Origin of the sequence: Exiguobacterium sp. s138 (genome assembly GCF_018618775.1) — a bacterium.
GTDB classification, from domain to species: domain Bacteria; phylum Bacillota; class Bacilli; order Exiguobacteriales; family Exiguobacteriaceae; genus Exiguobacterium_A; species Exiguobacterium_A artemiae.
Map to the genome: position 1 here is coordinate 60,806 of NZ_JACSMW010000004.1, position 12,111 is coordinate 72,916.

The following is a 12,111-nucleotide window of genomic DNA, read 5'->3' on the forward strand; positions in this document are numbered from 1 at the left end:
GTCGTGACTATCTTGTCGATTACTGAAATTGAACGATTGGTTCCTACACTTGAAATGCCCCGAACGATCCGAATTTATCGTCCGACTGAACTCCCGGCCGATGAAGCACTCCCGGTCATCTATATGCACGATGGACAAAATGTATTCAGCGGTGAAACCGCCTCTTTCGGAAAAGGCTGGGAAGTCCATCATGCTTTACACACCGTTCAGTTACACGCGATGATCGTCGCCATCGACAGTCCGGATGACGGGATGGACCGTTACGATGAATATGCCCCCTGGACAGATGAAGCCCTTTTGATGCGCACTGCATATCCGTCTCATCGCAAGACGATCGGCGGTAACGGAAAACAATACATGCACTGGATTGTTCATGAATTAAAACCGTATATCGATGCGCAGTATGCGACGATTCCGACGGATACGACCATGATCGGCAGTTCCATGGGAGGTGTCATTTCACTGTACGGCCTATTTGCTTATCCGGAAGTCTTCACACGTGTGGCTGCTTTATCGACGGCCGGTTGGGCGAATTTTTCTTCTTTACTGGAATTCATCGAGCGCAGTCCGGGTTTATCAGAGGACCATCGTTGTTACATGGACGTCGGTACGAAGGAAGTCAGCGGACCGATGACAGAAAATGACTATCTGCATACGAACGAGGTTTTGGCGAAAGCGGTGCAGAAAAAAGTTCAACAAGCGGCTTATGAAATCATTCCGGGTGCCGTCCATCATGAAACCGAATGGGCAAAACGGATGCCGGATATTCTCCGCTTCTTATTTTCATCCTAAAAAAAACAGACTGACAAAATCCAGAAACCGGATTTTGTCAGCCTGTTTTATTTATACGCCGTCACTTTACCAATTCTTCCATCTGCTCTTTCACATAACGGTTGCGCGGGTGTTCCCGGCATTCGTCTGAACAAGATCGCATGACTTTCGGTTCACACTCTTCACAGCAGAAGTGTTGACGATTACATTCCGGATTTGCACAATTCACGTAACGTGTTTCGTCTTTCCCACAGTAATAGCATGTTGAGACGACGGTTGGATTCACTTCGTTGACCGGTACTTGGATGCGTTCGTCGAACACATACAATTCCCCTTCCCAGTCTTCTCCGCGTGTCGCTTCATCTTTCCCGTACATGACGACGCCGCCTTTAAGGTGGAAGATGTCATCACTGTTTTGACGTTTACGGAAATACGCTGTGAATTTTTCACAACGAACACCACCCGTGCAGTACGTCAGGACTTTTTTTCCTTCAAACAAGTGTTCATTTTCATCGAGCCATTGCGGAAACTCACGTGACGCATCGACATCGACCTTGACGGCATTTTTAAAATGACCGAGATCGTATTCGTAGTTGTTCCGAACATCCAGAATGACGACATCTTCATTTTGCATCATGTTTTTCCATTCGGCCGGTTCAAGATACGCGGCATGTTCTTCCGGGACGTTGAACTCGTCTTCAAAACGCCATGTGACCAGTTCGCTTTTATAACGAACGAAGATTTTTTTGAAGGCATGTTCGTCGACCTCATCGATTTTAAATTCGATATCATTAAACCGTGGGTCGGCAAGCAGGTCTTGCATGTATTGATCGGTTTGTTCGACTGTTCCGGATAAAGTACCGTTGATTCCTTCCGGAGCAATCAAGATTCTTCCTTTGATGCCGAGCTCTTTGCAATAAGCAAGGTGCTCTTTTGTTAATTGTTCCGCATTGTCGATCGGAACATACTTATAAAATAATAGTACGCGATAAGGTTTCATAATCCTCATTGGCCCCCATGTCAGTTTTTTGCAGTAAAACGAACGTTGGCGAACGAAGCGTCATAGCTATAAGCTAGCTGGGAACGCCTGCAAAACGCACCCATTTAAGTATAATACCAACTTCATTTGAAATGCACAATTACTAGTTTCAGAAGAAGCTCCGGACAAACTTTCTCCCTTTCTGGCGGGGAAAGAGTTAAAATAGAAATTAGCAGTTTATATTGTAAGGAGGATTCCGAATGCTCCAAACCGTCCGTCAGTGGATTGAACAGATGATTACGTTTCTCCAGGATCTTCCGGGTGGTGCTGCGACCGGATTGATCGCACCCTTTTTGGAATCACTTTTTCCGTTCCTCCCACTTGTTCTGATCATTTCCGCCAATGCCGCCACTTATGGATTTTGGATGGGTGTGCTCGTCTCTTGGGTCGGAAGCATGCTCGGCTCACTTGTTGTCTTTGCCTGTATCCGTTATTTATTCCGTCGCCCTGTCACGAGGTGGCTTGAACAACATAAAGCCGCTCAACAGTGGATTGAACGGGTTCGCCATATGAGTCCGATTTCGCTCGGTTTTTTCTTTTCCCTTCCGTTCATGCCGGCGTTCATCATTACAGCCATCTCCGCCATGATTCAACTGTCGCTTCGGACGTATTTGATTGCTGCCGGAGCAGGACGACTGATCGTCGTCATCATCTTCTCCTTAATCGGTAAAGAATGGTCGACATTTTTGGAACGGCCGATCCGGCTTGTTTTTCTGTTCCTGATTTTACTCGCCATCTGGGGAGTCAGTCGCGGCGTCGAAGAAATCATCAAGCGCCGTGCCTTGGCACGACGTTCGAAGTCATTACGTGAGCTTGAACAAGAAATCGAGCACAATAACAAATGATTTACCTCTAAAGATACATCCTGATGAAGGGTGTGTCTTTTAATTATGCTGTTTCATCACGCTTTTCTAAGGTTTGAATCCATTTTCCAAAGCAGGACTTTTGAATCATTTTTTGAAATCAATATGTTATTAAAATAACGTTCACATTTTGTTCACCATTGAAAACGCTTACAATTAATTGGTAAGACCAATACTAGTATAATATCTCTGTTTCCCCCTTCTAAATTAGGATAGATTTTCCAAAGTAAGTGTCTCTATAATGAATTTAAATTCATTTTCAAAGGAGGCGTCCCATGCATCAGGTATCCGAAACAGCTAAGACGGAAACAACACGCTCTGCTGAAGCGATTGTCGAAAGTCCATCATTTAAACAATTGATGCGAGAAAAAAAGGCATTCATCTTACCTGCTATTCTATTTTGTCTCATTTTTTATTTTACGTTGCCTATCATGACCAGCTATTTTACCTTCTTGAATCGGCCGTTGCTTGGTGATATTACAGGAGCTTGGCTATTCGCTTTCCTGCAGTTCATCATGACGTGGACGTTCTGTACCCTTTACAGCAAAAAAGCGCGTTCGTTTGATCGGTTGGTCGAACAAATCAAGGAGGAATCGAAATGAACTATACAGCTGTCGCCCTATTCGCCGCGATTGTCGGGTTGACACTCGTCATTACATACTTCGCCGCCCGTAAAACGAAGACGGCAAACGATTTTTATACCGCGGACGGTGGTTTGACCGGTGCCCAAAACGGAATTGCCATTGCCGGCGACTATATGTCAGCTGCTTCTTTCCTTGGAATTGCCGGAATGATTGCCTTGGCCGGATTTGACGGATTCTTTTATTCGATCGGTTTCCTGGTCGCCTACCTCGTCGTTCTTTACCTTGTCGCCGAACCGTTGCGTAATTTAGGAAAATATACGATGGCAGATATGATTGCCGCCCGCTTTAATGCCTCGAAAGTTCGGGGTGTCGCAGCGATGAACTCCATCGTCATCTCCATTTTCTATATGATTGCCCAGTTGGTAGGAGCCGGTGCCCTGATTGAGTTATTACTCGGGATTCCTTATACGACAAGTGTCATCATCGTCGGTATTTTGATGACGGTGTACGTTGTGTTCGGCGGGATGACGGCCACTTCCTGGGTGCAAATCATTAAAGCCATTCTGTTGATGGCCGGAACAGCTGTTATTTCCTTTATGGTATTTGCTAAATTCGACTTCTCAGTCATGAAGATGTTTTCGGAAGTGAAACAAGCAACGCCGCTCGGTGATTCATTCCTGAACCCCGGTAATAAGTTTAAGTTGCCGCTCGATACGATTTCCTTAAACTTGGCACTTGTTCTCGGAACAGCCGGCTTGCCGCATATCTTAATCCGCTTCTTTACGGTTAAAGATGCACCGACTGCCCGGAAATCAGTAGTGTATGCGACCTGGATCATCGGTGCGTTTTATATCTTAACGATTTTCCTCGGCTTTGGAGCCGCGGCTTTCGTCGGAGCAGATGACATCATTGCTGCGAATGCTGCCGGTAACATGGCGGCCCCTCTCCTTGCGCAGGCGCTTGGCGGAGACTTACTGTTCGCCTTTGTTGCGGCTGTTGCTTTTGCGACCATCCTTGCCGTCGTCGCCGGACTCGTTTTATCGGCTGCTTCCGCCTTTGCCCATGATTTCTACAGTCACATCCTGCGCAAAGGACAAGCGACGGAAAAAGAACAAATGACGGCTGCCCGTCTCGCTTCCATTGCCGTCGCACTCGTTTCGATGGTACTGGCGTTATTCGCGCAATCGATGAATGTCGCTTTCCTCGTTTCACTGGCCTTTGCAGTTGCAGCCAGTGCTAACCTGCCCGTCATTTTGCTGACGATTTTCTGGCGCCGTTTCAATACTGGCGGAGCTGTCACAGGTATGGTCGTCGGTCTTTTCTCTTCACTGCTTCTCGTCGCGCTCAGTCCTAACATCTGGGCAGTCGACGGTTCAGCCTTATTCGTCGGGGAAGCGTTATTCCCACTGTCGAATCCGGGAATTGTTTCGATTCCACTTGGTTTTCTAGGTGCGATCATCGGAACACTTGTTACGAAATCGGACGAAGTGGCCGGTAACTTCGAACGTATTCTTGTCAAAGCCAATACCGGTATTGATACAGCAACTGAAGTTGCGGCATCAAAAGAATAATCCCCTTAACGGCTCCTTCAACCCCCTTGAAGGAGCCGTTCCCTTTTACATTTTGCGAAGGGATTGCCATACTAACCGTATGAAAGAACGTGAAAGGAATGTCTCAAATGGAATTTTATTATTTTTTACCGCTCGGCTTTTTCATTGGTATCATCTCCGGTTTCTTCGGAATCGGCGGCGGCATCATCTTAACACCGCTTTTGCTGATTCTCGGTTTTGCCCCGAGCGTCGCCATCGCGACCAGCTTAATGTTGACGCTCGGCTCGACCGTATCTGGTACGCTCTCACACTTGCGCCTTAAAAACGTGGTCTGGCGTGACAGTCTGGTCGTCGGTCTCGTCGGGATCATCGGTTCTACCATCGCAACGCCGATCGTTCTCCGCTTGGAAGAAGTGAACGGTGCCCATCTCGTCATCTCGATCGTCTATATTGGTTTGCTGCTGTATTTCGCCAATAAATTTTTACGTCCCAAAACAACGACCGGATCACAGACCGGTTGGAAAAACCGTTACCTGGCGCTTGGATTCATCGGACTGTTTGCCGGATTCATCTCGTCGTTGCTCGGTGTCAGCGGTGGTTTTATCATCACGCCGCTCCTGGTCGGTATTGCCGGATATGAGTTGAAGCGCGCAGTCGGAACAAGTATTGCTTCTGCCTTATTGATCGTCTTGTCCGGGCTCGTCAACTATACGGTCGCAAGTACCGATGTCGATCTGCTCGTCGGAGTCATGTTGATCATCGGAGCGTTACTCGGTGCACCGATCGGGGCCAAACAATTGGCGCATTTCGACAGCCCGTTCGTCAAAAAATATCTCGGTATTTTTTATCTGACCGTTGCAACAAGCGTTCTTCTTGAGGTCCTTCATTTCAATACGGCTTCACTGATTGTCTTGATTGCCCTCAGTCTTGTCTTCTTGCTGACACTTGTCGTCTACAGTCGTAAACGCTCTGTCCGCCGCTGATTCTTTGTATAATCTCGCCTCCCGACAGTTCCCCGGTAAATCCGGTTAACTGTCGGGAGGTTTTTTGTGTCTGATTTTGACGTGGAGTCGTTTTATATTTTGTTAAAATTTACAACTTACAGGAATTTCTTTGTGCTTGTACACAACCAAAGATATACTTACTTCAATAGGATTTTTTAAATAGAGAAAGAAGGTCTGATTTTTATGTTGGAAGCGACGTATCATTCCCTTGAGGATTTAGCCGAAGCGATTGGTGTCGCACTGAGTGCTCCCATTACGATCGAGGACCGGAATCACCGGTTACTTGCCTACAGCACACACACAGCTGATACGGATCCGGCCCGGATTGCAACAATTATTGGGCGGCGCGTCCCCGAATCGGTCATCGATCAACTGTGGAAAGACGAAGTCATCCAGAATCTTGCTGCGCAAGACGAACCTTTAATCATTTCAGCCCGGACGGGTGTCGGATTGAATGACCGCGTCGCGATTGCAATCAAACAGGACACAGAAATTTTAGGGTATATTTGGTCGATTGCCCGCAGCACTCCCTTTTCGGAAACGGAGTTATCCGATTTAAAAAAAGGAGCGTTGCTTGCCCAGCGCCAGTTGCTCGCGATCGACATGCAAAAGAAACGCCAGGAAGAAAAAACGGAACAATTCTTTTTTGAACTACTGCATGAAGACATGCCCGAATCGGAAATTTTAAAGACCTTCTCTAAGTTACATGTTGCGCCACCCGGAATCAGCCGTCTGATGGTGATCCGGTTTTCAGAAGCCATCACGCCGCGACTCGCGGATCGTTTACGCTATTTGCTGACTATCCAGCAAACCGTCCGACCGCTTTTGTACGCATATGATGAAACTGATTTTATTTTGTGGATCAGCACAAACGATCAAGATGCCCATCATGAACGACTCCAGTTCGATGCGTTCATCCAGTCATTCCGACAGATGCTCGCGGAACGGTTTAATTATACGAACTTCATCTCTGCCAGCAGCGAAGTGTTTACCGGCGTCCAGTCGATTCCGGAACGGTACGAGGAAACCGGCATCGTTCTGCGGTTAAAAGATGCTTTTCCGTTTGAACTTAGTACGGTTACACGATATGAACGTCTTGGTCTGTTTCAACTCTTGCCGATTTTTTCTGAACGGTTGCGCAGAAGAACTGTCCGCTTGGAAGAAATAGAACGCTTGCGTTCCTATGACGAGAAGCATGCCGCTTCCCTTTGCGAGACGTTGGAATGGTTCCTTCATTATGACGGAAACGTCAAACAGGTCGCTTCTCATCTCCATGTTCACCCGAATACGATTTTGTACCGGATGCGAAGAATCGAAGAAGAAGCCGGTATTCGGATGGAGTCGCTTCCGGAACGGGCCCTTCTCTACCTATACCTAAAAGCAGACCGTTATCCTTTGTGATTTTTCACAAAGGATTGCTTGTATTTTTGAAATCGCCGATAAAGTAGAACGCTTTCATTTCTCGTATACTGAAGAAGAAGTGACACACTGTTTGTTTATTCGCGAAAGGGGATCGCATTTATGATCATCGGAGTATTAAAGGAAATCAAAAACAATGAAAACCGTGTCGCGTTAACGCCTGCTGGGGTAGCAGCATTAACGGGTCAAGGACATACGGTCATCGTCGAAACAACTGCTGGTATGGGGAGCGGCTTTACAAACGAAGAGTACACGCAAGCAGGGGCACAAATCATCGAGACAGCGGCTGAAGTTTGGGCGACTGCAGAACTCGCACTGAAAGTGAAAGAACCGGTTGCTTCAGAATATCAATACTTCCGTCCGGAACTGACACTGTTCACATATCTTCACCTGGCTGCAGAACCTGAATTGACACGCGCACTCGTCGATTCAAAAATTACAGCTATCGCATACGAAACGGTCGAAAAAAACCGGACATTACCACTCTTGACACCAATGAGCGAAGTCGCTGGTCGGATGGCATCACAAATCGGAGCGCAGTTCCTCGAAAAACCACACGGCGGCATGGGAATCCTGCTCGCAGGTGTTCCGGGTGTGCGTCGCGGTAAAGTAACGGTCATCGGCGGTGGTGTCGTTGGAACAAACGCAGCGAAACTTGCGGTTGGTCTCGGTGCAGACGTAACAATCATCGATGTCAGTCCGGAACGCCTTCGTCAACTCGATGATATTTTCGGTAATTCCATCAACACATTGATTTCAAACCCGTATACGATCGCAGAAGCTGTCGCTGAAAGTGATCTCGTTGTCGGTGCCGTCTTGATTCCTGGAGCAAAAGCTCCGAAACTTGTCACGGCTGAAATGGTCGAGCGGATGAAACCGGGTTCTGTCATCGTTGACGTAGCGATCGACCAAGGTGGAATCTTCGAAACAGTCGATCGTATTTCGACACACGATGATCCGACATATGAGAAGTTCGGTGTCGTTCACTATGCGGTCGCCAACATGCCAGGTGCGGTTCCACGCACATCGACACTCGCTTTGACGAACGCGACACTTCCTTATGTATTAGAGCTTGCGAACAAAGGCACTCATCGCGCGCTGGCTGAAAACGCCGCTCTTGAAAAAGGTCTGAACGTTGCCCAAGGATTCGTCACGTACGAAGCAGTTGCACGCGATCTTGGATACACGTACAAATCGGTGGAAGATGTGCTTCATCTACACGCTTAAGCCTATCTGATAAAGACAAGAAACAGCCCGTTGCTGAAGCAATGGGCTGTTTCTTGTCTTCTCTTTCCATTATCATGAAGATATCACATGACATAAGGTGGTCTTCACATGATCCATACGTTACAAGCACAATCAAATGAGATTACAATCCCTTTCGCAGAGCTTGATCTGTTGTCGCATTTGACGTCTGAATTTGAACCCAAGCTGTTTCAGCAAAAAATTGAACGCCTGCACCAGTTGGACCCTGGGCATCCGCTTCCCGGGATTGCCAAAGCCTATGCTTTCTTTCACGAACAAAACTTTTCAGCCGCACGTCGACAACTTGAACAGGCACGTTCCGAAACCGGTGATCATGTCCGGGCGCACCTGCTGCTCGGTTTGATGAGTGAAGTCGAAAATTTTCAACATGAGGCCGAACGGCATTTCCTGGATGCGTTGTCGCTTTTTCCGGAGGAGCCGAGTGTGCATCGTCATTTAGCCGTTCATTATCACGAACGGGAATTTTTCGGCGAGGCCGCGTCTCATGCACTCCAATACCTGAAAAAAATCGGTCCCGGTGGAGAAGGGACCTTGATGACCATCGATATGATGCAGTCGATGCCGGGGCATGATGAACATGTGCTGGAGTCTCTTTACTCATTGCTGTTCGAAATTCCGGAACACCACCACGATATGGTGTTCCATTCGATCGCCGCCAACAATGCGGAAATGCGTTATGAGTTATTCCATCAGGCACTGGACGGCGAACCGGATGAAGCAACCGTCTTTCGGCTCGATTCCATGCTTTCCCTGATGGTCGAACACAGCATGTGGGCAGCCGTCTACGATCAGACGAAAGACCGGATGTGTCGGACCGTTTTTGATACGCTTTGCCGTGACTTGACGTATCGCCATGCCGGAATCCGGTCCATTCCGCTCTACCTGACGATCCGGTCCCGGTATTTCATGCGTTGTCTGTTGCACCGTTCGTAATTCACAGGGCGAATGCGACAAGAGCTCCGATCGTCAGCGGAATCAACAGGTTATCGGTATCCCGGTAAGAGACCGCTTCAATCAAGGCCGCAATGTTGGCCAGTAAAAAACCGTAACTGACGGCAAGCCAAGCCGGTTCTTCATACAATAGGAAGGTCACTGTCAACACGAGAAACGAGGCGAGAAACATCGCGATGCTACCTTCGAACGAACGACGGATTTTTCCGCGGGTGTAGAATGTTTTCCCAAAGCGTTTTCCGACGAGGGCGGCTAATCCGTCTCCCCAGGCAAGGACCATACTTCCTGCGACAAGCGCCATCGGTTCCTGTTCGAAAAAGAACAGAACCAGCAGGGCCAAGGCCATCGGGTAATACACTGTTCCATACGAAACCCGTTCCACCTGATTCATCCGCCCGGTCCCTCGTTTCAATGTAATCCAATTGATCAGTGTGAAAAAAAGCAGCGGTGTGATGGCGACATACCAATGCTCCATCCAAGCGAGGGCTAAAAACACCCAGTGCCCGACCGCGATATGAATCCACTTCCGTATCGTCTCGGGTTGCATCTGCAATTTTTTTCCCGTCCATTCGAGAAGGGCTAAGACGATTCCAACGATGACGATTGTTCCGACTGCAGCAATCCACTCCATACGAATCCCCCTTTTTTGATAGTTTCATTGTACTTCGTTCAATTGGCGTTTGCTCTTTCGAACCTTCATTTGTTAACATAAGGTCAAATGACGTTCTAGAGAGGAAGTATTCTGCATGTATGATGCTCAAGCAGTACAAACGTTATCCAGTTGCCTGCTTCGTTTGAAAGAAGGCAAAGGAATCGGGACACTTGTGTCAGAAGATGAAGCCGATCTGCCGAAAGTAATGACCCGTCTCAAACAGTTCGATCCTTCCAAAAACGGTTTATCCATTAATGAAATCGTTCACCTTGCCAATGCATTGATCGGGGAACATATGTCGGCAACGACGATTCAAAATTGGACGAAGCGCGAAGTCCGTGACATCATCGGCGTTCCGCACCGGGGTAAGAAGTATTCCATTAACCAGGCTGCCATCATTTACTTACTGGATGATTTAAAGCATTTGTTTTCACTGGAGGAAACACGTGAATTATTGACGATTGTCTTCAAAAATCCAAACATTGATGAAGATGATTTAATCAGTCCGCTTGACTTCTATCTTGTGTATACACAACATGCGGAAACAAGCGGTCCGATCGAGTTGACGGAAAAACGCTTGAGACGGTCCTTAGAGCGCATCAACGCCTACCGCCCTGAAACTGTCCACGTTCTCCAACTGTGCCTCTATGCGCGCCGTATATCGCATCTGACGCACGAAGCGAAGCAACGTCTTCAACATGTCTTACAAACTTAATAAAAAAAGATGTCCGGTCATCATCGATGGCCGGACATCTTTTTTATTTTAGACTGCTGTAAGTGACTTGTAGTTGACGTTATTCGTCAGGCTCTTTAGAACCGAGAGTAATTCGTACATCGAAAGCTTATCCGCATCTTTGACGAGACGGTATTCATCGCCGTCTTGCAGCAATTCTGCGACGACTTCTCCCGCTGAACTCCGTACTGAGAATTTTCCTTTTGTCAGGTCGAAGGAAATGGTGTACGTACCTCGTTCGTAAACGTTGTACTCACATTTCTTCGAGAAGAGTGAAAATTTCTCACGCATTTGACCTACTTCTTGACCATCGTGGTTCATCACGACCCATTTCTTGCATGTCGGGATGAACTTACCAAACGCTACCCCTCTACCTTCACCATTCATTACTTGAACACGACCTGTATCGTCGTGTTGAACCGCCCCAATCATTTGGTGGGATTCATCATAAATCGCGGCATGACCTTGCGAAAAAACGCAACCCTGCACATAGACAACTTTGCGCAACAGAAATTCTCCTCTCACTGCTAAAAAGTGCTGGTATTTCGTCCCCAGTATATTTAGACATTCCGTATAATTTTGATTTTCTTTATCTGACTGATATTTCGTTAACGAAAATGATTATTGCACCGTTTGAACAAATTGACAACCCCCTTTTGTCGACAATCATTCGACAACATTAGCGAAAGCCAATTTCATGAGCAAATTCCAGTAATTCGTTCCGATCAATCAACCGAACCTGATTCGGTTCTGCCAGACGATACGCGGCTTCCGTATAGGTCGAGTTCGTCACGACCCATCCTTCATCCATACCGTAAAACGGGACGGCCGCCGCCACTTGTTGAACGGCTTCGAGTCCTACGACCGAACCATATCGTTTCGCTTGAATCGCAATCCTATACCCTTGTGCGTCTTCAATCAATAAATCTGCTCCGAAATCACGTGAGGCCGGTGTCAACTCGACACGATACCCGGCTTTTTCAAAAAGCTCGACCAACCATTCCTCAAACTCTCGTCCTTCCATCCGGTCCAGCCGATTGGCGAGTGACGGTGTCAGGAAGGAAAGGATTAAAAAGAGTGTACACCCTACTATACTGACAATCAAGATTAAAGGTTCCCAAGAACTCGAAAAAAAATAAGCAGCGGCTCCCCCGCCTCCTGCAAATAAGAAGGCAATCATTCTTCGTTTCGTATGTGTTTGCATCGTTTTGTTCCGCCCTTCCGAGTCCGCTCGTCGGTTTACGTGTCACACCCGTCCGTAGTCGGATTCGTTCTCTAT

General features: G+C 47.4%; 13 protein-coding genes. 9 read left to right on the top strand and 4 right to left on the bottom strand.

Annotated features, from left to right (window positions below):
- Positions 1-3: 3 nt before the first annotated feature.
- A complete protein-coding gene (locus tag KNP91_RS10425) occupies positions 4-792 on the top strand; it encodes an alpha/beta hydrolase (protein WP_234944549.1) in 789 nt (262 codons plus the stop codon).
- Between the two features lie 61 nt (positions 793-853).
- Here the strand turns inward: KNP91_RS10425 and trhO are convergent, their stop codons facing one another.
- Complete coding sequence (trhO, locus tag KNP91_RS10430) at positions 854-1,771, bottom strand: oxygen-dependent tRNA uridine(34) hydroxylase TrhO (RefSeq protein WP_012371725.1); 918 nt, start codon at positions 1,769-1,771, stop codon at positions 854-856.
- A gap of 239 nt (positions 1,772-2,010) precedes the next feature.
- On the opposite strand from trhO, the gene KNP91_RS10435 reads away from it, so the two are divergent.
- The 7 genes from KNP91_RS10435 to KNP91_RS10465 all read left to right on the top strand — a co-directional run bounded on the left by KNP91_RS10435 (position 2,011) and on the right by KNP91_RS10465 (position 9,429).
- Positions 2,011-2,655 carry a TVP38/TMEM64 family protein gene (locus tag KNP91_RS10435; RefSeq protein ID WP_131503486.1) on the top strand — a complete coding sequence of 215 codons (645 nt, stop codon included), beginning with the start codon at positions 2,011-2,013 and terminating at the stop codon, positions 2,653-2,655.
- A gap of 293 nt (positions 2,656-2,948) precedes the next feature.
- Positions 2,949-3,275, top strand: a complete 327-nt coding sequence (locus tag KNP91_RS10440) for a DUF485 domain-containing protein (RefSeq protein WP_131503487.1) — start codon at positions 2,949-2,951, stop codon at positions 3,273-3,275.
- Positions 3,272-4,828 carry a solute symporter family protein gene (locus KNP91_RS10445; RefSeq protein ID WP_012371728.1) on the top strand — a complete coding sequence of 519 codons (1,557 nt, stop codon included), beginning with the start codon at positions 3,272-3,274 and terminating at the stop codon, positions 4,826-4,828. Before KNP91_RS10440 ends, KNP91_RS10445 begins: the two co-directional genes overlap by 4 nt.
- Before the next feature lie 107 nt (positions 4,829-4,935).
- Positions 4,936-5,790, top strand: a complete 855-nt coding sequence (locus KNP91_RS10450) for a sulfite exporter TauE/SafE family protein (protein ID WP_012371729.1) — start codon at positions 4,936-4,938, stop codon at positions 5,788-5,790.
- 204 nt (positions 5,791-5,994) lie between these two features.
- Complete coding sequence (locus KNP91_RS10455) at positions 5,995-7,212, top strand: PucR family transcriptional regulator (protein WP_114596638.1); 1,218 nt, start codon at positions 5,995-5,997, stop codon at positions 7,210-7,212.
- 120 nt (positions 7,213-7,332) lie between these two features.
- On the top strand, positions 7,333-8,457 hold the full coding sequence (gene ald, locus KNP91_RS10460; RefSeq protein ID WP_026827186.1) for an alanine dehydrogenase: 1,125 nt from the start codon (positions 7,333-7,335) through the stop codon (positions 8,455-8,457).
- A 108-nt stretch (positions 8,458-8,565) separates the two neighbouring features.
- Positions 8,566-9,429 carry a tetratricopeptide repeat protein gene (locus KNP91_RS10465; RefSeq protein WP_012371732.1) on the top strand — a complete coding sequence of 288 codons (864 nt, stop codon included), beginning with the start codon at positions 8,566-8,568 and terminating at the stop codon, positions 9,427-9,429.
- Position 9,430: 1 nt separating this feature from the next.
- Here the strand turns inward: KNP91_RS10465 and KNP91_RS10470 are convergent, their stop codons facing one another.
- Positions 9,431-10,078: a diacylglycerol/polyprenol kinase family protein gene (locus KNP91_RS10470; RefSeq protein WP_131503489.1), complete on the bottom strand. Its 648-nt coding sequence runs from the start codon at positions 10,076-10,078 to the stop codon at positions 9,431-9,433.
- Between the two features lie 115 nt (positions 10,079-10,193).
- On the opposite strand from KNP91_RS10470, the gene KNP91_RS10475 reads away from it, so the two are divergent.
- Entirely contained in the window at positions 10,194-10,814 is a 621-nt protein-coding gene (locus KNP91_RS10475; protein ID WP_012371734.1) for a DUF1836 domain-containing protein, read from the top strand.
- Positions 10,815-10,862: 48 nt separating this feature from the next.
- Here KNP91_RS10475 and KNP91_RS10480 read toward each other — a convergent pair whose 3' ends face one another.
- Together KNP91_RS10480 and KNP91_RS10485 are read right to left on the bottom strand one after the other, a co-directional pair.
- Positions 10,863-11,339, bottom strand: coding sequence for an LURP-one-related family protein (locus KNP91_RS10480; protein WP_012371735.1), 477 nt, complete (start codon positions 11,337-11,339; stop codon positions 10,863-10,865).
- Between the two features lie 172 nt (positions 11,340-11,511).
- The gene (locus KNP91_RS10485) at positions 11,512-12,036 is read right to left on the bottom strand and encodes a restriction endonuclease (protein WP_012371736.1); all 525 of its coding nucleotides are present in this window, start codon (positions 12,034-12,036) and stop codon (positions 11,512-11,514) included.
- Positions 12,037-12,111: the final 75 nt, after the last annotated feature.